This is a genomic window from Nocardioides antri (genome assembly GCF_008373765.1).
GTDB lineage: Bacteria > Actinomycetota > Actinomycetes > Propionibacteriales > Nocardioidaceae > Nocardioides > Nocardioides antri.
Genome location: NZ_VUJW01000003.1, coordinates 713,745 through 738,760, shown reverse-complemented (window position 1 = coordinate 738,760; position 25,016 = coordinate 713,745). Strand labels below are relative to the sequence as shown.

The following is a 25,016-nucleotide window of genomic DNA, read 5'->3' as shown; positions in this document are numbered from 1 at the left end:
AAGCGGGCACTGAGACCCCCATGCTCGGTTTCGCATCCGATAACCCGTCAGACCCGAGTGTCGCTTTGCCGCTAGCCTGAGAAGACCGGGAGGGAGCCCGGGCTTGACCCGGTGTCGGAGTCGATGAACGGAGATACCGATGCCCTCCTGGAACTGGTCGGGGCCATTGGTTGAGGCAGCGGACGCGGCGCCTTGGGACGGCCCCCTAGCGGGCATGGTGCGCCCGTTCAGCACACGTGCCTGGCTACGACTTATCCTGGCCGGTGGCATCTTGTACGGGGGAGGCGCCGCGGCGGTTGGCTTCGTGCTTCTGACGTCTCCGGAGATCTTTAGACACCCGGCCGCCAGCACGGTTGTTGCTGTGTTTACCGGTCTGTGCGCTCTCGGGCTCTTCGCCCTGCCGCTGCTCGTGAGTCCGCTCACCCTTCGTCGATCTGCGCCAGTTCTGGGTGTGGTTGCCAACCTGCTGTCGACGCTGATCGTTACAGCAGGAATCGCCTCAGCGGGTCCCGACTTCGGGTCGTTGGTGGCCGCGGCCTACATCGAGGCACCGTTGTTCGCGATGTACATGCTGCGACGGCGCTGGGCCGTGCTTATCGCCGTGCTTGCCCTAGTCGGGTTCGCGCTGGTCCTCGCGGTCCAGGACGGGTGGGAAGCGCCTCTGGGTCGATGGGTGTTCTTGCTCGCGAGCGTCGGCGCAACGTCGGTCCTGATGGGAGTGATCGCTGAGCGCGCGGATCGGCTGGCCGAGTCCGAGCATGCGTTGGCCGTCGAGTTGGCAGGCATGAATCACACTCTGGAGGAGCGGGTCGATGCTCAGGTGCGGGAGATCGAACGGCTGGGTGGTCTCCGCAGGTTCCTGTCGCCCCAGGTGGCAGACGCTGTGCTTTCGGGCGACGCCGAGGCGATCATGCGTCCGCACCGGCGTCGCATCGCGGTGTTCTTCTGCGATTTGCGGGGATTCACCGCGTTCACGAACAGCACCGAGCCGGAGGAAGTGGTCGACGTGCTGGACGAGTACTACGGCGCCGTGGGTGGGCTTCTTCAAACCTACGACGCGACCGTGGGCGGGTACGCCGGGGACGGCATCATGGCCTACTTCGGCGACCCGGTACCGCACGAGGACCCCGCGCAGGCTGCGGTGGAGATGACAGTCGAGCTCCGGCAAGGGATGGGCGCTGCTGTCGAGAACTGGCAGCGCCGCGGCTACGACCTGAATTACGGCGTTGGTCTTACATTCGGCTACGCAACCCTCGGCGTCATCGGCTTCGACGGACGGTACGACTACACCCCCCTGGGCGGAGTGGTGAATCTCGCCGCGCGACTCTGCGCGCATGCCGGACCGGGCCAAGTCCTGCTCGACCACTCGACCCACGCAGCGACTACCAGCCAGTTCCCAAGTGAGCACCACGCAGATCTCGACCTAAAGGGATATCCCGTGCTGACCAAGGTCTACACGCTGGCGGACCTGAGGCCAGAAGCGCGAAGCGCGACCCTGTAACGCCGCTCGCCAGCACGATCCTCGTCTCAAACACCGCCCTGTATTGCCGCCCTGCGTGCTCGCGGCAACTGCACGCTACTGGCACACTGCGTGCTCGCGGCAGCTGCACGCTACCTGCCGCGTCGAGCGCGCGCTCGTGCCGAGAAGCGGCACGGAGGACTGTCCGGGTGTTGTGGCCACTGTCCGGGTGGTCGACCACCCGGGCACTGACAACAACGCCGAGGTAGTTGCACGATCGGGCCACTGTCCGGGTGTTGTGGCCAGTACCCGGGTGTTAGGAGCCGGCGACACTCTCTCGGCACTCCAACGCCCGCTCATGCCTCCCTGCGTTTGCGCTATGCCGAGGAGCGGGCGCTCGGTGCTGCCGACGAAGGTGCCCTGAGCGGCGTTCCCGCTCGACCGGGTCGGTCCGGGCGAGTCGATAGCGGCTGCCAGCCGCTCACCCTTCCGGGCGGGCGAGGACTTCGAAGCTCCGCCCGTCGGTGGTGGCGCTGAACTGGCCGACGCGCTGGAAGCCGAGGCCCTCGACGGCGCGAAGAGCGCGCACGTTGAAGGTTGCGACGGTGACGCGGAATGCCCGAGGCGCGAGCTTGGCTCGACCGAAGGCCAAGCCGGCCGAGATGGCGGCACGCCCGAGCCCCTGTCCGACGAGCTGGGGGCGCAACCCGCCGCCGGTGTCGAGCGCCTGGTCGTCATAGTCCCAACCGGGCACCTGCCCGTCCGGACCGAACGAGCGAAAGCCGATCAGTCGGTCGCCTGCGAGCAGGGCGTGGAACCCGGCTTCGGGCTGAAGCAGCCGATCCGGGTCTGCGTCGGTCATGTCGTAGCACTCGTAGGGCGGTGCATAGCGCCACGTGCAGATGTCGAGGGCGTGCTCTCGCGTCAGCGGAACGACCTGCAGAGAGGGGAGTGACTGAGCCGATGAGTCACTCGGTGACCGCGGATCGAGGCTCATGCCCATCAACCTAGTGCGCAGCGAGCAACCGCCCCACCCGGACGAGCCGGGTGGGGCGGTTGCGAGTGCGGGCGGTCAGTGAGCGTCGTGGCTCCCGCGGCCGCTGTTCGAGCCGGTGGAGTCGTCGTAGTGCTCACGGCTGCCGGACTTGGCGAGCCCGCGGCTGATCATGTAGCCGATCGTCAGCAGGCTGACGTAGAACCAGGCCTCTTGCGCACCGAAGTCGCTGCTGCCTTCGTCGACGACCAGCGATGCGATGAGCACGCCGAGAACGGCGAGGATGTAGACGGCGAGCTCCGAGGTCTTGAACGACGCCTTGGTCTCGGTGCTGATACGCCGCTCGGTGACGTAGCTCTGGGCGTTGCCGGTGTTGTGGACGTTGCCCGTGTTGTGGGTGGAGGCCATCTCTGGCTCCTTCCTTGGAAGGTGCCCTACCCTGTGGCGCAGAGGCGCCGCGGGGCAGGTTGGGTTTCGTTAGCACGATCCACGATGCCCCCGGCGCCTCGCTTCATACTGTCGCGGCCGTTCTCTTGACTTGCCTGAGACCGTGCACCCGACCTGGCGGAACCGCCCACGAGCGGCGCACGCGATGCGATGCTCGACTCATGAGCCTCGACCCAGCGGAGACAAACCCCGACCACTACAAGGTCGTCTTCGAGAACGAGCGCGTCAGAGTTCTCGAGTACACCGACCAGCCCGGCACGGTCACCACGCCGCACACGCACCCCGACAGCGTCATGTACACGCTGTCCTCGTTCCGCCGTCGGATCGTGCAAGGAGACGTGCAGCGAGAGGTGGAACTGGAGGCAGGAACCGTCGGCTGGCTGCCGGCGCAGCAGCACCACGGCGAGAACATCGGAGACACCCCTTCCCACGCGATCTTCGTGGAGCTGAAGGACGCGGCTGATGCCCCGCAGGAAGGAGCGATCGGCCCGCGCCTGTGAGGCTCAACCCCCGGTAGGGCTGACCTGCAGCGCGACCCAGGCGTCGACGCGGACGCGGGGGTCGTCGAGGGAGGCGCCGAGCAGGGACTCGATGTGCTCGAGCCGGTTGCGGACGGTGTTGCGGTGGACGCCGAGCTCGGCCGCGGTCTCTCCTCGGGAGCCGTGCTGGCGAAGGAAGGCGGCCAGGGTCTCGAGCAGCACCGGGTCGTCGGCGAGCGGAGCGAGGAACGAGCGTGCGAAGGCCGCCGCCCGGTCGGCGCCGAGAAGGCCGACGACGCCGGTGTCGGCGAGGTCGTCCCACGTGCGGACCGCCGGCGCCCGTCCGGTGGCGGCGAGCGCGTGCCCCGCGGTCTCGTGGCTGGTCGCGGTCTGCTCGACGGGTACGGCGCGGCCGACCCCGACCTGCAGACCACGCTCCGCGAGCCGCTGGGCGATGTCAGCAGCGCCCCGGGCGCTGCTGACCGCTACGAGCTCACCCTCGAGCACGGCGACCAGGTGCCGCTCCTCCTCGAGCATCGTGAGCGCGTCCTCGAGCACCTCGGCCGGTCCGCGCCCCCGCAGCATCCGGACCTCGCGGGGCAGCCGGGGGCCGGTGCCGGCTGCGGCGCCGGCCGCGCCGAGCACGATCCGCGCCGTCCGCATGTCGTCGGCGAGGAGCAGCTCGACCGCACGCGCCCGCAGCTCGCGGTCGGTCGCCCGGCGCTCGCGGCGACGCTCGAGCCCGAGTCCCAGCAGCGACACCGCGGTGGTGATCGCGACCCGGTCGACGTCGCCGGTGCGGCCGGGGACGAAGACGGCGAGCCAGGCCTCCGGCCGGGAGCGTACGCCGAGCGGCCGGACCGCGATCGTGCCCGCGGCGCCGGACGCGCTGGCCGCGGCCCGCAGGCCCTGGCGCCGGATCCGCTCGACCTCGGTGCGCACCTCGTCGAGCTCCAGGTCGGCGGTCCGGGGGCCGAACGGCCCCGCGACGGGCACGCCATCCCGGGTCACGGTCACGGCGGCGCCCTCGACGAGCGCGGCCAGCCGCCGGACCACCGATACCTCGTCCTCGACCTCGAGCGCCGCCTGGGTGAGGACCCGCTGCGCGTCCATCGACCTCCGGGCGACGTTCTCGCGCTCGGCGTCGAGCAGCCCGGCGATGGCCCGGGAGATCGCGACGAAGGTGGTCGGCCGCGGCACCTCGAACAGGTTGAGCCCCGCGTCCTCACAGGCGCGGACCAGCAGGCGCGGAGGCCGCTCGTGGGTGAGGCCGACCGCGAACCCGAGCGCCGCGACCCCGGCGCCGGCCAGCCGATCGACGTACCTGGGCCACTCCGCGCGCCAGCCCTTGGTCTCGAGCCCGGTGGTCAGCAGGACCTCGCCGCCCTCGAGGTACGGCGTCGGGTCGACGAGCTCGCTGGTCGCGACCCAGCGGACCTCGGCGGCGGGCGCGGGCAGCTGGAGCGGGGCGAGCGCGAGCTCCCCCTCGGCCAGCAGGTCGGCCACCGTCACCATGGCGGCAGTGTCGCACAACCCGCAGAAAGCGATTGTGCAGAAGCGCTATGGCGTCGACCCCGAGGCGCTCCTACCGTCGAAGGACCAGCACTGCCGGACCAGGAGCACACCATGACTGTTGACCTCGCCACCGCGTCGCCCGCCGTGGGCGGGCCGCAGCTTCCCCAGGAGCGCCGCCTCGTCACCGAGATCCCCGGTCCGCGGTCGCGCGAGCTCGCCGCCCGCAAGGACGACGCGGTCAGCCGTGCCGTCGGCACGATGCTGCCGATCTACACCGTCGCGGCCGGCGGTGGCGTCATCGTCGACGTCGACGGCAACTCGCTGATCGACCTCGGCTCCGGCATCGCCGTGACCACGGTCGGCAACAGCAACCCCCGCGTCGCCGCGGCGGTCGCCGAGCAGGTGGCGGCCTTCACCCACACCTGCTTCATGGTGACGCCGTACGACGGCTACGTCCGGGTCGCCGAGGCGCTCAACCGGCTGACGCCCGGCGACCACGAGAAGCGCACCGCACTCTTCAACTCCGGCGCCGAGGCCGTCGAGAACGCCGTCAAGATCGCGCGCTCGCACACCGGCCGTCAGGCCGTCGTCGCGTTCGACCACGGCTACCACGGCCGCACCAACCTGACGATGGCGCTGACCGCCAAGAACATGCCCTACAAGCACGGCTTCGGCCCGTTCGCGCCCGAGGTCTACCGCGCTCCAATGTCCTACCCGTTCCGCGACGGTGTGGCCGGGGTCGACGGCCCGGCCGCGGCCCGCCGCGCGATCGACGTGATCGAGAAGCAGGTCGGCGCCGGCAACCTCGCGGCCGTCGTCATCGAGCCGATCCAGGGCGAGGGTGGCTTCGTCGTACCCGCTCCCGGCTTCCTGCCCGCCCTCGCCGAGTGGTGCCGTGACAACGGCGTCGTCTTCGTTGCCGACGAGGTGCAGACCGGGTTCGCCCGCACCGGCGACCTCTTCGCGTGCGACCACGAGGGCGTCGTGCCCGACCTGATCGTCACCGCCAAGGGCATCGCCGGCGGCCTGCCGTTGGCTGCCGTGACCGGGCGCGCGGAGATCATGGACGCCCCGCACGCGGGCGGCCTCGGCGGGACGTACGGCGGCAACCCGCTCGCCTGCGCCGCCGCACTCGCCGTGATCGAGTCGATCGAGGGCGACGGCCTCGTCGCGCGTGCCCAGGAGATCGGCCGCACGATGATCGACCGGTTGACGAAGCTCCAGGCGGACGACCCGCGGGTCGGCGACGTCCGCGGCCGCGGCGCGATGGTCGCCGTCGAGCTCGTCCAGCCCGGGACGACCGAGCCCGACGCCGCCCTCGCGCAGCGCGTCGCCACCGCCGCGCACGCACAGGGCCTCGTCGTCCTGACCTGCGGCACCTGGGGCAACGTGCTCCGCTTCCTCCCGCCCCTGTCCATCCCCGACCACCTGCTGGCCGAGGCGTTCGACGTCCTCGCCGACATCTTCGAGGAGACGCGATGACTGCCGTCCTGACCGAGCGGACCTTCGCCGTCCACGACCCGGCAACGGGTGAGGTGGTGGCCGAGGTGCCCGACGGGGGCGTGGACGAGGCGAGGTCCGCGGTGGACGCCGCGGCGCGCGCGTTTCCGGCCTGGTCCGCCCAGACCCCACGTGCCCGGGCCGAGATCCTGCGGCGGTCGTTCGACGCGATGATCGCCGCGACGGACGAGCTCGCGGGGCTGATCGTCGCCGAGAACGGCAAGTCGCAGGCGGACGCCCGGGCCGAGGTCGCCTACGCGGCCGAGTTCTTCCGCTGGTACTCCGAGGAGGCCGTCCGCGGCGAGGGCGAGTACGCCGTCGCGCCCGCGAGCGGCACGCGCACGATCGTCACGCACCGTCCGGTCGGCGTGGCCGCGCTGGTCACGCCGTGGAACTTCCCCGCCGCGATGGCGACCCGCAAGATCGCGCCGGCGCTCGCCGCCGGCTGCACGGTCGTGCTCAAGCCCGCCGCCGAGACGCCGCTCACCGCCCTCGCGATCGCCCGGATCCTCGGGGAGGCGGGCGTCCCGGACGGCGTCGTCAACCTGGTCCCCACGACCGACGCACCCACCGTGGTCACCACCTGGCTCGAGGACGACCGCGTGCGCAAGGTCTCCTTCACCGGGTCCACCGGCGTGGGGCGGGCGCTGCTCCACCAGGCGGCCGACCGGGTCCTCAACGCCAGCATGGAGCTCGGCGGCAACGCCGCGTTCGTCGTCACCGCCGACGCCGACGTCGACGCGGCCGTGGCCGGCGCGATGATCGCGAAGTTCCGCGGCGGCGGGCAGGCCTGCACCGCGGCCAACCGGTTCTACGTGCACACCGACGTGGCCGAGGAGTTCGTCGCGAAGCTCGGCGCTGCCGTCGAGGCGCTGCAGGTCGGCCCCGGCGCCGACGAGAAGTCCGAGATCGGTCCCCTCATCAGCGCTCGCGCCGTCGAGGGCGTCCGGGCGCTGGTCGACGAGGCGGTCGCGGCAGGAGCGACGGTCGCCTACCGCGGCGCGCTCCCGGAGCAGGGCTGGTTCTACCCGCCGACCGTCCTCACCGACGTCGCGCCGGACTCGCCGATCCTGAGCCAGGAGATCTTCGGTCCCGTCGCGCCCGTCGTCGTCTGGGACGACCAGGAGCAGATGCTCGCACAGGTCAATGACACCGAGTTCGGCCTGGCGTCGTATGTCTATGCCGGGCGGCTCCAGGACGCGCTCAAGATCGCCGAGCGCATCGACGCCGGCATGGTCGGCATCAACCGCGGCATCGTCTCCGACCCGGCTGCGCCGTTCGGCGGGTTCAAGCAGAGCGGCCTCGGCCGCGAAGGTGCGCGCGACGGCATCCGCGAGTTCCAGGAGACCCAGTACTACAGCGTGGAGTGGTCGTGAGCAGCCGCAAGCGGATCGTCGTCGTCGGGGGAGGGTACGCCGGGCTCACCGCCGCCCGCCGCCTGCTGAAACGCGGACGCGACCTCGACGTGACCCTGGTCAACCCCAGCGGCTACATGACCTACCAGCCGCTCCTGCCCGAGGTCGCCGCCGGCACCGTCCAGCCCGGCCACGTCGTCGTCCCGCTGCGGTCGGCGCTCCCCGGCGCCCGGGTGCTGACCGCAGCGCTGACGGCGCTCGACACCGACGCCCGGGTCGCGACCGCGACCGCCGCGGACGGCACCGAGCACCCGTTGGAGTACGACGAGCTGGTGCTCGCACTCGGCGCCGTCACCCGGGTCTTCCCGGTGCCCGGCCTCGTCGAGCACGCGATCGGGTTCCGGACCGTCGAGGAGGCCCTCCACCTCGGCAACCGCGTGCTCGCCCGACTCGAGCTGGCCGCGTCCTCCGCGTCGCCGGAGGTACGACGCCGCGCCCTGACGTTCGTCGTCGTCGGTGGGGGCTACGCCGGTGTCGAGGCGCTCGCCGAGCTGCAGGACATGGTGAGCCGCGCCGTCCGTCGCTTCCCCGGCCTGACGATCGAGGACACCCGCTGGGTCCTCGTCGAGGCGGCTCCGCGGATCCTCGGGCAGCTGCCCGAGCGGCTCGCGACGTACGCCACCGCCCACCTCATCGGCCGCGGTGTCGAGGTGAAGACCGCGACCACGGTGGCGGCGGTCGGCCCGGACCTGGTCACTCTCGGCACCGGCGAGGTCATCCCCTCCGACACGGTCGTGTGGACCGCCGGCGTCGTCGCCAACCCGCTGCTGCGGCGGCTCGGCCTGCCGTGCGACCCCGCCGGCCGCGTCGTCACCGACGCGTCGCTCCGGGTCGTCCCGGGGGTATGGGCGCTCGGCGACTGCGCCGCCGTGCCCGATCTCGCGGCCGGCGGGGGCGTGTGCCCGCCGACGGCGCAGCACGCCGTCCGGCAGGCGGTCCGCGTCGCCGACAACATCCGTGGCCGGCTCCGCGACTACCGCCATCGTGACGTCGGCGCTGTCGCGTCGCTCGGCCTGCGCAAGGGCGTCGCCGAGCTGTACGGCGTACCCCTCCGTGGCGTGCTGGCCTGGTGGGTGCACCGGCTCTACCACGGGAGCCGGCTGCCGTGCCCGCGCCGGCGCCTGCTGGTGAACCTCGCCTGGCTGCTCGGATCCCGGGGCCGTGACCCGGTCGCGCTGCACGCCCTCGAGTCACCCCGCACCCCGCTCCAGGAGGCGCACGCCGCCCAGCGCGCCAGCTGATCGTCCCGTCCAGCGCCACCGGCACCCCGTCCCGGGGTGCCGGTACGGGTGCTTTTGCGGCACCCGGAGGGCGAGGAAAACCCGAAAGGAAAATCCTCTGTGACCCCCTTCACAGCAGACGCGATCCGTGCTTAATCTGAACCCGACTTTGAACGCCATTCAAAAATCGGAGGAGCCGACATGGCCCACCACCGCCTCGCCCGAGCCGTCGGCGCAGCCGTCGCCACCGTCCTCGCCGCCAGCGTTCTCACGTCCTGCGGCGGGAGCGACGCCAGCGACGGCTCCGGCGACCCCGTCGCCGGTGGCACGCTCAACGTGATCCGGGCGAACCCGTTCGAGGGGTTCGAGGGCGACAAGCAGACCCTCAACTCGTCGTACCAGATCTCACAGGCAGTCATCGAGCCGCTGATCCGCGTCGCCGAGGACGGCAAGTCGCTGGAGCCCGGGCTCGCGACGTCGTGGAAGTACACCAAGGGCGGCACCCGGCTCGCGATCGAGCTCCACCCCGACGCGACCTTCAGCGACGGCAAGCCGGTGACCGCCGAGGACGTCGCGTTCTCGATCGAGACCTGGAAGGCCGGGCCCAACTACGGCGCCTCCTTCGGGACCATCGAGGAGGTCGAGGTCGTCGACGAGAAGTCGCTGGTGCTCCACCTCTCGGCGCCCGACACCGCGCTCGTCGCGTTCCTGGCGTGGGCCAACGCGGGCGTGATGCCGAAGGACTTCGGCGGCCGGTCGGCGGAGGAGTACTACCAGGACCCGGTCGGCGCCGGTGCGTTCACAGTCGAGAAGTGGAGCCTGAACGGCGAGGTGGTCCTGGAGAAGAACCCGGACTACTACCAGGAGGGCCGGCCGTACGTCGACGAGGTCGTCAGCACCTTCGCCAGCGACCCCAACTCGGTGACGCTCCAGCTCCAGTCCGGCGAGGCCGACATGGCCGACGAGATCCTGCCCGTGACGGCGTCGACCCTGGGCGACTCGGTCTACGCCGGCCCGGAGCACCTCACGCCCGTGCTGCTCATGAACACCCGTGAGCCCGAGCTGGCCGATGTGGACGTCCGTCGGGCCATCGCCTACGCCATCGACTACGAGGCCATCGCCGACGGCGCGCTCAAGGGCTACGGCAAGGCGCCGGAGGGCGCGCTGCCCACCAACACCGAGAACTGGGCGCCGCCGAGCCAGCCCTACTTCAGCCGCGACCTCGAGCAGGCCGAGGAGCTCCTCGACGGTGCCGACAACGCGCCGGACGAGCTGGAGCTGACCTACCCGAACGACGCGAGCTCCAGCGTGATGGCCCAGGTGATCCAGGAGAACCTCGGCGAGATCGGCATCGACGTCGAGCTGAGGTCGGCCGACACCGGCACGGCGTACGGCGCGATGTCCTCCGGCGCCTACGACCTGGTGATCTTCTCCAACAACGCGATCACGACCGACGCGTCCGACCCGGCGTGGTACATCGTCGCGACCGAGACCATGTTCACCGGCTTCCCGACCGACGAGGCGATCGACATCCTCGGCCGCTACGCGTCGACCCAGGAGGGCGCGGAGAAGGAGGCGGCGATCACCGAGCTCCAGGACCTGTGGACCGAGCAGGCGCCGTACGTCGCGCTCGCGCACACCCCGGCCCTCGAGGGCATCCGCCCCGTCGTCCACGACGCCCACGTGACGCCGTGGGGGGTCTACTACTTCGACACGATCTGGAAGTCCGAGGGATGAGCGGGCGCTTCGCCTTCGTCCTCCGCCGGCTCCTCAGCCTGCTGCCGCTGCTGCTGGGGATCCTGCTGCTGGCGATGCTGCTGCTGAGCCTGGCGCCGGGCGACCCCGCGCGCCAGGTCGCCGGGCCCCGGGCCCCGCAGTCCGAGGTCGACGAGGTGGCCCGCGAGCTCGGGCTGGACCGGCCGGTGGTGGAGCGCTACGCGCTCTACGTCGCGCAGGTCGCGTCGGGAGACCTCGGCACGTCGGTCAAGACCGGGCAGTCGGTGGGCGACCAGGTCGTCGACCAGCTGCCGGTGACCCTGGCGGTCGCGAGCCTCGGCGTCCTGCTCGCCCTGCTCGTTACGGTGCCGCTCGCGGTCGCCGCGGCGCGGCGACCAGACGGGCCTGTCGACCACCTGATCCGGCTGCTCGCCGTCTTCGGCATCGGCCTGCCGACGTTCTGGATCGCGATCATGGGGATCCGCTTCATCGCGCTGCCCACCGGCTGGTTCCCCGTCGCCGGCACCGGCGAGGGGGCCGGGGACTTCCTGCGAGCACTGGTGCTTCCGGCGAGCGTCGTCGCGATCAGCATCCTGGCGCCGATGGTACGCAGCCTCCGGGCGACCATGATGGAGCTCGAGGAGGCCGAGTTCGTGCTCGCCGCGCGGACCCTCGGCTTCCGCGGCGGCTCGCTGCTGCGCCGGTTCCAGCTCCGCAACGCGGTGCCGCCGCTGATCACGGTGACGGCGGCCCAGGCCGGCTACGCCCTCTTCGGGACGGTCGTCGTCGAGGTGGCGTTCGGCCTGCCCGGCCTCGGCCAGGGGCTCGTCGTCGCGTCGAGCACCCAGGACTTCCCGCTCGTGCAGGGCTACGTGATCGTCTTCGCGGTCCTCGTCGTCCTGCTCTACCTCGTCGCCGACGTGCTGAACGCCGCCGTCGACCCGCGCGTGAGGATCACCGCATGAGCCCGAGGAGCCCCCGCGGAGGTGCGCCGAGGAACGAGGTGCGCCGGAGCGAGGCACCGCAGGGCGAGTGCAGAAAGGACACAGCGTGAGCACCGTCAGCACCAGTGCCAGCCCGCTGGGCGCCATCGGTGGGGCCACCGAGACCTCCCGGGCGGCGCGCCCGCGCAGCCGCCGGGCCGCGCGGATCAAGCTCGTCGTTGGCGGGGTGATCGTCGCGACGTACGTCGTGCTCGCGCTGCTCGCGCCGTGGCTGACCTCGCACGACCCCACCGACCAGGACATCCTCAACGCGCTCCAGGCGCCGTCGGCCACCCACCCGCTGGGCACCGACGAGGCCGGCCGCGACGAGCTCGCCCGGCTGCTCTACGCCGCCCGGATCGACCTGCCGATCGCGTTCCTGGTGACCGTGCTGCCGTGCCTGCTCGGCACCGCGCTCGGGGTGGTCTGCGGCTACCTCGGTGGCTGGTTCGACGCCCTGGTGATGCGGGTGAGCGACCTGCTCCAGGCGTTCCCGACCTACATCCTGATGATCGTGCTCGTGTTCAGCCTCGGCCACGGGGTGCGCTCGCTGCTGATCGCCTTCACCGTGGTCGGCTGGGTCGTCTACGCCCGGCTGGTGCGCGCCGAGGTGCTGCGGATCCGTGAGGCGGGCTACATCACCGCCGCCCGGACCGCCGGCTTCGGGACGCCGCGCATCATCGCGCGCCACGTCCTGCCCAACACCCTCCGGCAGACGCTCATCTATCTCACCTCGGACCTGGTGTTCGCGGTGACGGCGCTCGCTGCCTTCTCGTTCCTGGGCTTCGGGATCCAGCAGCCGACCCCCGAGTGGGGCGCGATGACCGCCGCAGCGCAGCCCTACATGACCACCAACATGTCGCTGACGGTGCTGCCCGGCCTGGTGATCACCGTGCTCGCGCTGGGCTTCGCCCTCCTCGGCGACGGCCTCCAGGACAGGAAGGGCAACCGATGAACGCACTGTCCGTCTCGGGACTGACCCTGACCTGCGGCGACACCACCCTGGTGGACGACCTGTCCTTCGAGCTCCCGGCCGGCGCCACGCTCGGCATCGTCGGGGAGTCGGGGAGCGGCAAGAGCCTCACCCTCCGCTCGGTGATGGGGATCCTGCCCGAGGCGGTGACGCGCCACGGCGAGATCCGCTGCGAGGCCCGCACGGCGATGGTCTTCCAGGAGCCCGCGACCGCGCTCAACCCGACCATGCGGGTCGGCGACCTGGTCGCCCGCACCTGGCGCCGCCACCACCCCGACACGTCGGCCCGGGAGGCCCGGGCAGCGGCGGCTGAGCTCTTCGACCAGGTCGGGATCGACGACGCCGTACGACGCCTGCGCGCGTGGCCGCACGAGCTGTCCGGTGGCATGCGGCAGCGGGTGATGATCGCCGCCGCACTCGCGACCGACCCCGACGTCCTCCTCTGCGACGAGCCGACCACCGCGCTCGACGTGCGGGTCCAGGCGCAGATCCTCCAGCTGCTGCGGGACCTCGTCTCCGAGCGGGGCATGGCGATGGTTTTCGTGAGCCACGACCTCGCCGTCGTGGCGAGCGTCTGCTCGCAGATCCTGGTGATGCGCCACGGGCGACTGGTGGAGTCCGGGCCGATGGACAGGGTGCTCGCCGTACCCCAGGAGCAGTACACCCGCGACCTCCTGGCGGCGAACCTCGCCCGCCGGCTCGCCGACCGGGAAGGAGTCCTGCGATGACCCCGCTGCTCGAGATCGACCACGTCACCGTCCGGTTCGGTCGCCCGAGCCTGCTGGACCGGGCGCTGCGCAGGGACGTCTCCCCGCTCGTGGCCGTCGACGACGTCAGCCTCACCGTCCCGGCGGGCGGGGCGGTCGGGATCGTGGGCGAGTCCGGGTCCGGCAAGTCGACCCTGATGCGGGCCGTCCTCGGACTGCACGCCCCGGACGCCGGCGAGATCCGGTTCCGCGGCGCGGTGCTTACACCGCGTCGCGACCTGGCGACGCGGCGGGCGATGCAGATGGTGTTCCAGGACCCCGGCACCACGCTCAACCCGGCGCACACCGTCGGCGCGACCCTCGCGGAGCTGCTCCACGTGCACCGGGTGGTCCCGGCTGCGCAGGTCGACCGGCGGGTCGGCGAGCTGCTCGACCTGGTGCACCTGTCGTCGTCCCTCCGGGACGCCCGGCCGGCCCGGCTGTCGGGTGGCCAGAAGCAACGGGTCGCCATCGCCCGCGCGTTGGCGCTCGAGCCGGAGCTGATCGTCGCCGACGAGGCCACCAGCGCGCTCGACGTCGTCGTCCAGGCCTCGGTGCTCGACCTGCTCGCCGAGCTGCGGAGCACGACCGAGGTGACCCTGGTGTGCATCAGCCACGACCTGGACCTGGTGCGCTACCTCTGTGACAGCGCCGTCGTCATGCGGCGCGGTCGGGTCGTCGAGGAGGGACCGGTCGGCTCGCTCCTCGCGTCCCCTGCAGATCCCTACACCGCGGAGCTGATCGCTGCCGCACCCACCCTTCGAGCACAGGAGCTTGGATGACCACCAAACGCCAGGAGAGGCGTGCCGAGATCGCACGGGCGGCGATCCGCCCCCTCAGCGCGCAGGGCGTCAACAACGTCCGTCTCTCCGACCTCGGCGAGAGCCTGGGGATGACCGGCGCGCACCTCCTCTACTACTTCGACAGCAAGAACGACCTGTTCATGGCCGCGCTGCGCATCGTCGAGCAGGACCTGCGCGAGACCGTCCTGCGGGCGTTCGAGGCGATGCCGTCGGCCCGCGAGCGGTGGGAGTGGGTGCTCGACACCGGCGCCCCTGCCGGCCTCGACGACAGCGGCCTGCTGATGTGGCTCGAGGCGTGGGCCGGTGCCGTGCACCAGAAGGACGTCCTCGAGCTGATCTCCGAGCTGGAGACGGAGTGGCAGGGCCTCCTGCGCGACACCTTGAAGTACGGCGTCGACCGCGGCGAGCTGCCCGACGACATCGACCTCGACCTCATCGTCGAGGGCGTCTCCGCGCTGCTCGACGGCCTGACGATCCGGGTGGTCGTCGGCTACCGGCCGGTCGACCACGAGGTCGCGATGCGCATCGTGCGCCAGTTCGTCGGCCCGCTCCTCCCTTGGCGTGACGGCGGTGACCAGTGATCTCCAAGAACGGGACGACTCCACAGTGGCGGATGCCGGCCGAGACCGAGCCGCACGAGCGCGCCTGGATGGCATGGCCGTCGGCGCCGTACACGCTGGGTGAGACCGCCGCCGAGGCCGAGGAGGCCCGCACCGCCTGGGCCGCGGTGGCCAACGCGATCTCCGAGCTCGAGCCGATCAGCGTGGTGGTCGACCCGTCCGGACGTGACGAGGCCAGGCGCCGGCTGTCGAGCGCCGTCGAGCAGGTCGACGCCCGGCTGGACGACGCGTGGTACCGCGACATCGGGCCCACCTTCGTGGTCGGCACCGGTGCCGACGGGCAACGGAGCCTCGGCGCGGTCAACTGGGTCTTCAACGGCTGGGGCCAACAGGAGTGGGCCATCTGGGACAACGACGCGCACGCCAGCGGTGTCGCGACCGACCTCAGCGGAGCGGTGCGGATCGACTCGCCGATGGTCAACGAGGGTGGCGGCATCCACACCGACGGGCTCGGCACGTTCCTCGTCACCGAGACCGTGCAGCTCGACCCGTTCCGCAACCCCGGCTGGACCAAGGCGGACGTGGAGGCCGAGCTCGTCCGCACCGTCGGCGCCCGCAAGGTGATCTGGCTGCCCCGCGGCCTCACCCGTGACTCCGAGCGCTTCGGCACCCGCGGCCACGTCGACATCGTCGCGACGTTCACCGCGCCGGGTCGCCTGCTCGTCCACGACCAGCGCGACGAGAGCCACCCCGACGCCGCCGTGACCGCGGAGGTCGTCGACCTGCTGTCCCGCGAAACCGACGCGGACGGCCGGCCGCTCGAGGTGGTCCGGCTGCCGGCACCCAAGACCCTCGTCGACGACGTGGGCTGGGTCGACTACAGCTACGTCAACCACTTCGTCCTCAACGGCGGGGTCGTGGCGTGCTCGTTCGACGACCCGGTCGACGCCGAGGCGCGCGAGGTCATCGCCGACGCCTACCCCGGCCGGTCGGTGGTGACCGTCGACGCCCGGGCGCTCTTCGCCCGCGGCGGCGGAATCCACTGCATCACCCAGCAACAGCCGGCCGTGACGCCGGCGGTCCCGACAAGCCCGACCAACGAAAGAGGTACGCCGTGAAGACCCTCGTCGCCCTCCCGCAACCCTCCCCGGCGCGGGTGACCGACACCGACCGCTCGCCCCTGACCGTCGGGCTCGTCCAGACCCGCTGGCACGAGGACGCCGACGAGCACGCCGCCGTGCTGCAGGACGGCATCCGCTCCGCGGCGGACGCCGGTGCGGAGGTCGTGTTCCTGCCCGAGCTCACGCTGCTCCGCTATCCCGCAGACGTCCGGGCCGGTGACCGGCCGGTCGAGCTCGCGGAGGACCTCGAGGGCGGGCCGACCTTCGCGCTCGCGGCGCAGGCCGCGAAGGAGAACGGCGTCTTCGTGCACGCCTCGCTCTACGAGCGTGAGGACACCGGGGACGGGCGCGGCTACAACACGGCGATCATGGTCTCGCCCGACGGCGCCCTGGTCGGCCGGACCCGCAAGCTGCACATCCCGATCACCACGGGCTACTACGAGGACACCTACTTCCGTCCCGGCCCGGCCGAGGCGGCGTACCCCGTCGTCGACCTGGCCCTGCCGTCCGCGCCGCGGGTCGGCCTGCCGACCTGCTGGGACGAGTGGTTCCCCGAGGTGGCCCGCGCCTACTCGCTCGGCGGTGCCGAGGTGCTCGCCTACCCGACCGCGATCGGCTCCGAGCCCGACCACCCCGACTTCGACACCCAGCCGCTGTGGCGGCACGTCATCGTCGGCAACGGCATCACCAGCGGCGTGTTCATGGTCGTCCCGAACCGGTGGGGCTCCGAGGGCGTCATCACGTTCTACGGCTCGTCCTTCATCAGCGACCCCTACGGCCGGGTGCTGGTCGAGGCGCCGCGGGAGGGCGACGTCGCCCTGGTCGCCACCCTCGACCTCGCACAGCGCCGCGACTGGCTGGACCTGTTCCCGTTCTTGACCACGCGCCGTCCGGACACCTACGACGCCCTGGTCGCCCCCCACGGATCCGCCGAGCTCTGAGGAGGAGCACGTTGAGCACCCCCACCCCGCCGTACGCCCTGGTCCGGCCGCCGGCCGCGACGCTCGCCGACGGCATCGTCACGTTCATCGACCGGCAGCCCGTCGACGTCGAGAAGGCGCGCGTGCAGTGGCGCGGCTACGTCGACGCGCTCGAGGCCGCCGGCTGGCCGACCGTCGAGGTCGAGGGTGACGACAGCCTGCCCGACTCGGTGTTCGTCGAGGACGCGGTCGTCGTGTTCGGCGACCTCGCGGTCATCACCAACCCGGCCGAGCCGGCGCGCAACCCTGAGACCGCCGGCGCGGAGAAGAAGATCCGCGAGCTCGGCTTCGAGACCGTCACCATCACCGACGGCCACCTGGACGGTGGCGACGTGCTCAAGGTCGGCCGTACGGCGTACGTCGGGCTCACCGGCACCACCGACGCAGCCGCGGTCGAGCAGCTCCGGACGATCCTCGAGCCGCGCGGGTGGACGGTGGTCGCCGTCCCCGTCACCAAGGCGCTCCACCTCAAGAGCGCGATCACCGCACTGCCGGACGGCACCGTCATCGGCTACGGGCCGGTGGTCGACGACCCGTCCCTCTTCGCTCCCTACCTCGAGGTCCCCGAGGAGCCGGGCGCCCACGTCGTGGTGCTCGACGACCGGACGGTGCTGATGAGCTCCCGGGCGCCGCAGACCGCCGAGCTGCTGCGGGCGCGCGGCCTCGACGTCGTCACCGTCGACATCGAGGAGTTCGAGAAGCTCGAGGGCTGCGTCACCTGCCTCAGCGTCAGGGTTCGGCCGTGAGGCGCCTCTACGTCGCGCAGATCGTCCACACCCTCGACCCCGCCGCGCCCGAAGCGACCGGCGTCCTCGTCGAGGACGGCCGGGTGGTCGCCGTCGGCGACGCCGCGGACCTCCGGGGCACCGGGGTCGAGGTCGTCGACCACGGCGACGCCGTCCTGACCCCGGGCCTCGTCGACGGCCACGCCCATCCTGTCGCGGGCCTCGAGCTGACCGACGGCGTCGACCTGACCGACGCGCTCGACCTCGACGCCGTGCGCGCGCTGCTCGCCGAGGAGCGGGACCGGCTGGCGCCGGGCGCCTGGCTGAAGGGGTGGGGCCTCAACCCGGTGGTGTTCGGCGGCAGGGCGCCGACGGCCGAGGACCTCGGTCCCGCGTTCGCGGGCATCCCCGGCTACGTCCAGATCTACGACGGCCACGCGTCGATCGCGTCCCGCGAGGCGCTCGCCCTCGCCGGCGTGGACGGGCCGATCACCTTCGCCTCCAGCTCGCGGGTCGACCTCGACGCGGACGGCCGCCCGACCGGCTACCTGGTCGAGGCCGACGCCTGCGAGGTGGTCGAGAAGGTGATCCCGCCGCTGACGATCGCCGAGCAGGTCGACCGCCTCCGCGCGCTGCTCGGCGGCATGGCCGCGGTCGGCTACACCGGCCTGCACGCGATGGACTTCCGCGACCCGGCGCACGAGCTGGTCACCCTGCTGGAGGAGGACGGCGAACTGCCGCTCCGGATGGGCTTCAACCCGATGCTCATGCCCGAGGACGACGGGCCGGACGGCGTACTCGCGCTGCAGGGACAGCACGGCCGGCGGTGGCGGGTCGAGGGCGTCAAGCTCATGGTCGACGGCACCATCGACCACGGGACCGGCTGGCTGGAGTACGCCGACACCCACGGCGAGGGCCTCGACGCCCTCTGGCGCGACTTCGACCGGTTCCGGGACGCCGTGATGATGCTCCACCGGGCCGGCGTGAACTGCGCCGTCCACGCGATCGGCGACCGCGGCGTGCGGCAGGTGATCGAGCTGTTCGTCGCCCTGCGCGAGCAGCACGGCCCGCTCGCGCGGCACCGGATCGAGCACATCGAGACCATCCCCGACGACGTCGTGAAGATGTTCGGGTCCGGCGCCGCGGCGGCCAGCATGCAACCGCTGCACTGCACCTGCTTCAACCGAGCCGACCGCAGCGACTCGTGGTCGCAGCGGCTGGGGGACATCCGCGTCGACAACGGCTTCCGGTGGAGCGACATCCGCTCGGTCGGCGGCGTCGTCGCGCTCGGCTCGGACTGGCCGATCGCGCCGTACGACCCGCGCTGGATCATGGCCGACGCCCGGCTGCGGCGCCGGTTCGACCGTCCCGAGATGGAGGCGATCCGGCCCGAGCAGGCGCTCGACGCCCGCCAGGTGCTCGAGGGCTTCACCTGCCACGCCGCGCTCGCGTCGGGCGAGGAGGACCACCGCGGCCGGATCGCTCCGGGGTACGACGCGGACTTCACCGTCTTCGGCGCGGACCCGCTCACGACCGCACCCGAGGAGCTCGGAACGATCGAGATCCGCGGCACGGTGGTTGCAGGGGAGGCTGTCGTCACCTGACCGGGGATGATGGGGGGATGGACACCACCGCAGTCGATCCGGGCGCTGCCGCCGAGGCGGATCCGCCGCACCTGGGCGGCCATGCCGACGAGCCGCACGAGTCGTCTTTCAACGACCGGCTGAACTGGCTGCGGGCAGGCGTGCTCGGGGCCAACGACGGCATCGTGTCGGTCGCGGCCACCGTGCTCGGCGTCGCCGGCGCGACCACCGACCGCACGGCGATCATGGTCGCGGGTGTCGCCGCACTGGCCGCCGGTGCCTTGAGCATGGCGGCCGGCGAGTACGTCTCCGTCAGCACCCAGCGCGACTCCGAGGAGGCGCTGCTGGCGAAGGAGAGGCGCGAGCTCAAGGAGGACCCGGAGGACGAGCTCGCCGAGCTCGCCGGGCTCTACGTCGAGAAGGGGCTCGACCCCGACCTCGCACTGCGGGTGGCCCGCCAGCTCACCGCGAAGGACGCGCTCGCGGCGCACGCCGAGGTCGAGCTCGGCATCGATCCCGACGACCTGACGAGCCCGTGGAACGCCGCGCTCGCATCGATGGTGGCCTTCACGCTCGGCGCGCTGCTGCCGCTCTGCACGATCCTGTTCGTGACGCCCGACCTGCGCGTGGTCGTCACCGTCGCCGCCGTGACCGCCGCCCTGGCGCTGACCGGGTGGGCGAGCGCCCGGTTCGGCTACGGAGCCGTCGGCCGGGCGGTGCGCCGGAACATGCTCGGCGGACTGCTCGCCATGGTCGTGACCCACCTGATCGGCCAGGCCCTCGGGACCCAGATCTGATGGCCCGCCTCTTCGCAGCGATCGTCCCGCCGGCGGACGTCGTCGAGCACCTCGACGAGTTCCTCGAGCCCAGGCGTGAGGCCGGTGAGTTCCGCTGGACCCTGGCCGAGCAGTTCCACATCACCCTCGCGTTCATGCCCAGCGTGGCCGACCACCTCATCGACGAGTACGCCGACCGGCTGGCCGACGGGCTGGCCCGCACCCCGGTCCCGGTCGTCCGCCTGGCCGGGCCGCTCGCGTTCCCGAACGCCGCCCAGACCCGCGCGCTCGCCGTGGGGGTCGTGCCCGAGAGCGAGGGGGCCGACGTCGTGCTCGAACGGATCGCGGGGCGTGCCCGCAACGCCGCGGTCACCGTCGGCACCGAGGTCGACGGCCAGCGGTTCCGGCCGCACCTGACCATCGCGCGGCTCCGCCGGCAGGCCGACACCACCAACTGGGTGCGGCTGCTGGAGACCTACACCGGACCGGAGTGGCCGGTCCTCGAGGCGACCGTGCTCGCCTCGCACCTCGGCGAGGGCCCCGGCAAGCGGCCGCGATACGAGACCGTCGCCGAGATCCCCCTGGGCCAGTAGGCACGCATGCTGCTCCTGCTCCTCGACCTGCTCGGGATCGCCGTGTTCGCCGTGTCGGGCGGGCTGGTCGCCGTACGCCAGCGGCTCGACATCGTCGGCGTGCTCGTGTTGGCCACGGTCACCGGACTGGGCGGCGGCTGGATCCGCGACGTCCTCATCGGCGAGACGCCACCGGCCGCGCTGGCCGACTGGCGCTACCTCCTGGTGCCGGTCGGGGCGGGGCTGTTGACGTTCTTCTTCCACCCGGCGCTCGCGCGGATGGACCCGCTGGTCAACGTCTTCGACGCCTTCGGGCTCGGGCTGTTCTGCGTCGCCGGCGCGCTCAAGGCCGCCGAGCACGGGCTGAGCCCGCTGCCCGCGGCGATCCTCGGCATGGTCACCGGGATCGGCGGCGGCGTGATCCGCGACGTCCTCGCCGGGCAGGTCCCGGTGGTCCTCACCAGCGGTGAGCTCTACGCGATCCCTGCCCTCGCCGGGTCCGCGGTCGCCGCGGTCGGCTTCCACCTCGACGCCCCGACGGCCGCGGTCGCCGTACCCGCTGCGGCGCTCACCACCGGCTGGCGGCTGATCGCCATCCGCCGCGGCTGGCGCGCACCCATCCCGGGCTCGTGACCGTCAGTTCGGCAGGCTGTGGATGATCTCGTCGACCTTGGCCTTGGCGTCACCGAAGAGCATCCGGCTGTTGTCGCGGAAGAACAGCGGGTTCTGGACGCCGGCGTAGCCGGTGGCCATCGAGCGCTTGAAGACGACGACCTCCTTGGCGTTCCACACCTCGAGCACGGGCATGCCGGCGATCGGGCTGGTGGGGTCCTCGGCGGCGGCGGGGTTGACGGTGTCGTTGGCGCCGATGACGAGGACGACGTCGGTCTCGGGGAAGTCGTCGTTGATCTCGTCCATCTCCAGGACGATGTCGTAGGGCACCTTGGCCTCGGCGAGCAGGACGTTCATGTGGCCGGGCAGGCGCCCGGCGACCGGGTGGATGCCGAACCGGACGTCGACGCCGCGGGCCCGGAGCTTGGAGGTGAGCTCGGCGACGGGGTACTGCGCCTGGGCCACCGCCATGCCGTAGCCCGGCGTGATGATGACCGAGCTGGCGTCGGCGAGCAGGTCGGCAGCGTCGACGGCCTGGATCTCCTTGTGCTCGCCGTAGTCGGTGTCGGCGCCGGTGGGTGCCTCGATGCCGAAGCCGCCGGCGATGACGGAGATGAAGGACCGGTTCATCGCCTGGCACATGATGTAGCTCAGGTAGGCACCGGAGGAACCGACCAGTGCGCCGGTGACGATCAGCAGGTCGTTCTCGAGCAGGAAGCCCGAGGCGGCCGCGGCCCAGCCGGAGTAGCTGTTGAGCATCGAGACCACGACCGGCATGTCGCCGCCGCCGATCGACGCCACCAGGTGCCAGCCGAGCAGCAGCGCGAGGACGGTGACCAGGACCAGCAGCCACAGCTGCGGGTCGATCACGAACCACACCGTGAGGCCGGCGAACGCCGCCAGGGCGCCGAGGTTGAGGACGTTCTTGCCCGGCAGCGTCATCGGCGCGGACTTGATCCGCGCGGAGAGCTTGAGGAACGCCACGATCGAGCCGGTGAAGGTCACCGCGCCGATGAAGACACCGATGAACACCTCGGCGGAGTGCACGCCGAGCAGGTCCTGCGCCTCGAGCACGGCGGCGTGGTGGCTGCCCGGGTCGTCCTCGACCTCGAGGTAGCCGTTCCAGCCGACGAGCACGGCAGCAAGACCGACGAAGCTGTGCAGCAGCGCGATCAGCTCGGGCATGCCGGTCATCTCGACCTCGCGCGCCCGCCACAGTCCGATCGCGGCGCCGAGGAGCATGGCGACGACCAGCAGCACCAGCGGCAGCGTGTCGATGTCGCGGTCGACGGCCAGGCCGATGGTGGCGACCAGGGCGATCGCCATACCGAGGATGCCGTAGGTGTTGCCGACCTTGGCGGTCTCGTGCTTGGAGAGCCCGGCGAGGGCGAGGATGAAGAGCAGCGCCGCGACGATGTAGGCAGCGCTGGAGGCGGTGTCGATCTCGAACATGTGAGTTAGTCCCTCTGTCCTGCGGTCACGACCGGGTGAAGAGTCCGAGCATGCGGCGGGTCACCGCGAAGCCACCGAACACGTTGATGCTGGCGAGCAGGGTCGCGACGAACGCGAGCAGCATGATCGGCGTGCTGTCGTCGCCGATCTGCAGCAGGGCGCCGACCACGATGATCCCGGAGATCGCGTTGGTCACCGACATCAGCGGCGTGTGCAGCGCGTGGTGGACGTTGCCGATGACGTAGTAGCCGATCACGATCGCGAGCGCGAAGACGGTGAGCCGCTCCTGCAGCGGCGGCGGGGAGATCGCGATCAGCCCGAACAGCACCAGGGCTGCGATGCCGACCGACATGAGCCGGCCGCGCGCGGTGAGCTTGGGCTTCTTCTCCTCCTTGTCCGCCGGGTGCGTGTCGACCACCTTCGGGGTCGCCGAGACCTGCACCGGCGGCGGCGGCCACATGACCTCGGCCTCGCCGTCCCGGTGCTGGGTCACGGTGATGCCGCGCTGGACGACGTCGTCCATGTCGAGGGTGAGCTCGCCGTCCTTCTCGGGCGTGAGCAGCTTGAGCAGGTTGACGACGTTGGTGCCGTAGAGCTGGGAGGTCTGCGCCGGCAGCCGGCCGGCGAGGTCGGTGTAGCCGAGGATGGTGACGCCGTGGTCGGTGACGACCCGCTTGTCGGTCTCGGTGCCGGCGCAGTTGCCGCCGTTGGCGGCCGCCATGTCGACGATCACGCTGCCGGGCCGCATCCCGGCGACCGTGTCCTCGTGGATCAGCTTCGGCGCCGGACGCCCCGGGATGAGGGCAGTGGTGATGACGATGTCGGCGGCACGGGCCTCCTCGTCGTACATCGCGGCGGTGGCCTGCTCCTGCTCCGCCGTCATCTCCCGCGCGTAGCCGTCGGTGCTGACCTCGCTCTCGAAATCGACCTCGACGAACTGACCGCCGAGCGACTCGACCTGCTCGGCCACCTCGGGGCGGACGTCGAACGCGCGCACGATCGCGCCCATCGCGGACGCGGCTCCGATCGCGGCCAGGCCGGCCACGCCCGCGCCGACCACGAACACCCGCGCCGGCGGCATCTTGCCCGCGGCGGTCACCTGGCCGGTGAACATCCGGCCGAACTCGTGGGCCGCCTCGACCACCGCGCGGTAGCCCGCGACGTTGGCCATCGAGGACAGCACGTCCATCGACTGCGCGCGCGAGATCCGCGGCACGGCGTCCATCGCCAGCGCCGTGACGCCCGCTGCTGCTAGCTGCTCGACCAGCTCGGGGCTGCGTGCCGGCGCCATCATCGAGATGATCGTCGCCCCCCGGCGGAGCCGGCCGATCTCCTCGGCGGTCGGTGCGTTGACCTTGACCACGACGTCGGCACCCCAGACGTCGTCGGCGCTGCCGACGGTCACGCCCGCCTCGGTGAAGGCCTCGTCCGCCTGGTCGGCGAGCGCGCCTGCGCCCGACTCCACGACCACGTCGTAGCCCAGGCCCTGGAGCTGGTTGGCCGTCTTCGCGGTCGCCGCGACCAGCGTCTCTCCGGCCTTCGACTCGCGGGGAATACCGATCCGCATCACTGCCTCGCTTCCGGCTGGGGTTCCGGGGATCCAGCGCAGGTCAACCTACACACGACACGTCGCACGGACGCACGTTGTCCGCTCACTGTGCGTCGGTGAGGAGTGTGGGAGATACAGCCCGATCGGGTGTGTGATCCACGCCTCAGCGGGGATCAGCCGACGACGCCGTAGAGGCGGTCGCCGGCGTCGCCGAGGCCGGGGACGATGTAGCCCTTCTCGTTGAGCCGCTCGTCCATCGCCGCGACGACGACCGTGACGGGGACGTCGAGGCCGGCGAGCTCGTCCTCGAGCCGCGCGCAGCCCTCGGGCGCAGCCAGCAGGCAGACCGCGGTGATGTGGTCGGCGCCGCGGTTGGTGAGAAACCGGATGGCCGCAGCCAGGGTGCCCCCGGTGGCGAGCATGGGGTCCAGCACGTAGCACTGCCGCCCGCTGAGGTCGTCGGGCAGGCGCTCGGCGTACGTCGACGCCTCGAGCGTCTCCTCGTTGCGGACCATCCCCAGGAAGCCCACCTCGGCGGTGGGGAGCAGCCGCATCATCCCGTCGAGCATGCCGAGCCCGGCCCGGAGGATGGGTACGACGAGCGGGCGCGGTGCCGCGAGCTTCGTGCCCGTGGTGGGGGCGACCGGCGTGACGATGGCGCAGTCCTCGACCCGGACGTCGCGGGTCGCCTCGTAGGCCAGCAGGGTCACCAGCTCGTCGGCGAGGTTGCGGAAGGTGGGTGACTCGGTCGTCTCGTCGCGGAGCACGGTGAGCTTGTGGGCCACCAGGGGGTGGTCGACGACGAGGGTGCGCATGGTCCGAACTCTAGGGCGTGC

24 protein-coding genes are annotated in these 25,016 nt (G+C 71.7%); 18 read left to right on the top strand and 6 right to left on the bottom strand.

What is annotated here, in order from left to right; all coding sequences use genetic code 11:
- The first annotated feature begins 214 nt into the window (after positions 1–214).
- On the top strand, positions 215–1,501 hold the full coding sequence (locus F0U47_RS09755) for an adenylate/guanylate cyclase domain-containing protein (protein ID WP_188111255.1): 1,287 nt from the start codon (positions 215–217) through the stop codon (positions 1,499–1,501).
- Between the two features lie 439 nt (positions 1,502–1,940).
- On the opposite strand, the gene F0U47_RS09750 is transcribed toward F0U47_RS09755, so the two are convergent.
- Together F0U47_RS09750 and F0U47_RS09745 are read right to left on the bottom strand one after the other, a co-directional pair.
- Positions 1,941–2,456 (bottom strand): GNAT family N-acetyltransferase, encoded by a 516-nt coding sequence (locus tag F0U47_RS09750; RefSeq protein ID WP_149750082.1) that lies wholly within the window; start codon positions 2,454–2,456, stop codon positions 1,941–1,943.
- Between the two features lie 75 nt (positions 2,457–2,531).
- Positions 2,532–2,861, bottom strand: coding sequence for a hypothetical protein (locus F0U47_RS09745; protein WP_149750081.1), 330 nt, complete (start codon positions 2,859–2,861; stop codon positions 2,532–2,534).
- Positions 2,862–3,061: 200 nt separating this feature from the next.
- On the opposite strand from F0U47_RS09745, the gene F0U47_RS09740 reads away from it, so the two are divergent.
- The gene (locus F0U47_RS09740) at positions 3,062–3,400 is read left to right on the top strand and encodes a cupin domain-containing protein (protein ID WP_149750079.1); all 339 of its coding nucleotides are present in this window, start codon (positions 3,062–3,064) and stop codon (positions 3,398–3,400) included.
- 3 nt (positions 3,401–3,403) lie between these two features.
- Here F0U47_RS09740 and F0U47_RS09735 read toward each other — a convergent pair whose 3' ends face one another.
- Positions 3,404–4,894: a PucR family transcriptional regulator gene (locus F0U47_RS09735; RefSeq protein ID WP_149750078.1), complete on the bottom strand. Its 1,491-nt coding sequence runs from the start codon at positions 4,892–4,894 to the stop codon at positions 3,404–3,406.
- A 111-nt stretch (positions 4,895–5,005) separates the two neighbouring features.
- Here F0U47_RS09735 and gabT point away from each other — a divergent pair, with 111 nt between their 5' ends.
- The 16 genes from gabT to F0U47_RS09660 all read left to right on the top strand — a co-directional run bounded on the left by gabT (position 5,006) and on the right by F0U47_RS09660 (position 21,200).
- Complete coding sequence (gabT, locus tag F0U47_RS09730) at positions 5,006–6,376, top strand: 4-aminobutyrate--2-oxoglutarate transaminase (protein WP_149750077.1); 1,371 nt, start codon at positions 5,006–5,008, stop codon at positions 6,374–6,376.
- Positions 6,373–7,770: an NAD-dependent succinate-semialdehyde dehydrogenase gene (locus F0U47_RS09725; RefSeq protein ID WP_149750076.1), complete on the top strand. Its 1,398-nt coding sequence runs from the start codon at positions 6,373–6,375 to the stop codon at positions 7,768–7,770. Before gabT ends, F0U47_RS09725 begins: the two co-directional genes overlap by 4 nt.
- On the top strand, positions 7,767–9,050 hold the full coding sequence (locus F0U47_RS09720) for an NAD(P)/FAD-dependent oxidoreductase (protein ID WP_149750074.1): 1,284 nt from the start codon (positions 7,767–7,769) through the stop codon (positions 9,048–9,050). Before F0U47_RS09725 ends, F0U47_RS09720 begins: the two co-directional genes overlap by 4 nt.
- Before the next feature lie 180 nt (positions 9,051–9,230).
- Positions 9,231–10,766: an ABC transporter substrate-binding protein gene (locus F0U47_RS09715; protein WP_149750072.1), complete on the top strand. Its 1,536-nt coding sequence runs from the start codon at positions 9,231–9,233 to the stop codon at positions 10,764–10,766.
- Positions 10,763–11,710, top strand: coding sequence for an ABC transporter permease (locus F0U47_RS09710; protein WP_149750070.1), 948 nt, complete (start codon positions 10,763–10,765; stop codon positions 11,708–11,710). The genes F0U47_RS09715 and F0U47_RS09710 overlap by 4 nt, the downstream gene beginning before the upstream one ends.
- Positions 11,711–11,795: 85 nt before the next feature.
- Positions 11,796–12,683: an ABC transporter permease gene (locus F0U47_RS09705; RefSeq protein WP_188111254.1), complete on the top strand. Its 888-nt coding sequence runs from the start codon at positions 11,796–11,798 to the stop codon at positions 12,681–12,683.
- Entirely contained in the window at positions 12,680–13,429 is a 750-nt protein-coding gene (locus F0U47_RS09700; protein WP_149750067.1) for an ABC transporter ATP-binding protein, read from the top strand. The genes F0U47_RS09705 and F0U47_RS09700 overlap by 4 nt, the downstream gene beginning before the upstream one ends.
- Complete coding sequence (locus F0U47_RS09695; protein ID WP_149750066.1) at positions 13,426–14,229, top strand: ABC transporter ATP-binding protein; 804 nt, start codon at positions 13,426–13,428, stop codon at positions 14,227–14,229. The genes F0U47_RS09700 and F0U47_RS09695 overlap by 4 nt, the downstream gene beginning before the upstream one ends.
- Entirely contained in the window at positions 14,226–14,831 is a 606-nt protein-coding gene (locus tag F0U47_RS09690) for a TetR/AcrR family transcriptional regulator (RefSeq protein WP_149750065.1), read from the top strand. Before F0U47_RS09695 ends, F0U47_RS09690 begins: the two co-directional genes overlap by 4 nt.
- Positions 14,832–14,863: 32 nt before the next feature.
- On the top strand, positions 14,864–15,928 hold the full coding sequence (locus F0U47_RS09685) for an agmatine deiminase family protein (protein ID WP_149750064.1): 1,065 nt from the start codon (positions 14,864–14,866) through the stop codon (positions 15,926–15,928).
- Complete coding sequence (locus F0U47_RS09680) at positions 15,925–16,872, top strand: nitrilase-related carbon-nitrogen hydrolase (protein WP_149750063.1); 948 nt, start codon at positions 15,925–15,927, stop codon at positions 16,870–16,872. The genes F0U47_RS09685 and F0U47_RS09680 overlap by 4 nt, the downstream gene beginning before the upstream one ends.
- A gap of 11 nt (positions 16,873–16,883) precedes the next feature.
- A complete protein-coding gene (gene ddaH / locus F0U47_RS21125; protein WP_188111253.1) occupies positions 16,884–17,657 on the top strand; it encodes a dimethylargininase in 774 nt (257 codons plus the stop codon).
- Complete coding sequence (locus tag F0U47_RS09675) at positions 17,654–19,240, top strand: amidohydrolase (protein WP_188111252.1); 1,587 nt, start codon at positions 17,654–17,656, stop codon at positions 19,238–19,240. Before ddaH ends, F0U47_RS09675 begins: the two co-directional genes overlap by 4 nt.
- A 17-nt stretch (positions 19,241–19,257) precedes the next feature.
- A complete protein-coding gene (locus F0U47_RS09670; RefSeq protein WP_149750061.1) occupies positions 19,258–20,016 on the top strand; it encodes a VIT1/CCC1 transporter family protein in 759 nt (252 codons plus the stop codon).
- The gene (gene thpR / locus F0U47_RS09665) at positions 20,016–20,588 is read left to right on the top strand and encodes an RNA 2',3'-cyclic phosphodiesterase (RefSeq protein WP_149750060.1); all 573 of its coding nucleotides are present in this window, start codon (positions 20,016–20,018) and stop codon (positions 20,586–20,588) included. Before F0U47_RS09670 ends, thpR begins: the two co-directional genes overlap by 1 nt.
- Positions 20,589–20,594: 6 nt before the next feature.
- Positions 20,595–21,200, top strand: a complete 606-nt coding sequence (locus tag F0U47_RS09660; protein ID WP_149750059.1) for a trimeric intracellular cation channel family protein — start codon at positions 20,595–20,597, stop codon at positions 21,198–21,200.
- Positions 21,201–21,203: 3 nt separating this feature from the next.
- Here the strand turns inward: F0U47_RS09660 and pntB are convergent, their stop codons facing one another.
- The 3 genes from pntB to upp all read right to left on the bottom strand — a co-directional run bounded on the left by pntB (position 21,204) and on the right by upp (position 24,995).
- Positions 21,204–22,631 carry a Re/Si-specific NAD(P)(+) transhydrogenase subunit beta gene (pntB, locus tag F0U47_RS09655; RefSeq protein ID WP_149750058.1) on the bottom strand — a complete coding sequence of 476 codons (1,428 nt, stop codon included), beginning with the start codon at positions 22,629–22,631 and terminating at the stop codon, positions 21,204–21,206.
- Positions 22,632–22,656: 25 nt separating this feature from the next.
- Positions 22,657–24,198, bottom strand: coding sequence for a Re/Si-specific NAD(P)(+) transhydrogenase subunit alpha (locus tag F0U47_RS09650; protein WP_149750057.1), 1,542 nt, complete (start codon positions 24,196–24,198; stop codon positions 22,657–22,659).
- 155 nt (positions 24,199–24,353) lie between these two features.
- A complete protein-coding gene (gene upp, locus F0U47_RS09645) occupies positions 24,354–24,995 on the bottom strand; it encodes a uracil phosphoribosyltransferase (protein ID WP_149750056.1) in 642 nt (213 codons plus the stop codon).
- Between the last annotated feature and the right edge of the window lie 21 nt (positions 24,996–25,016).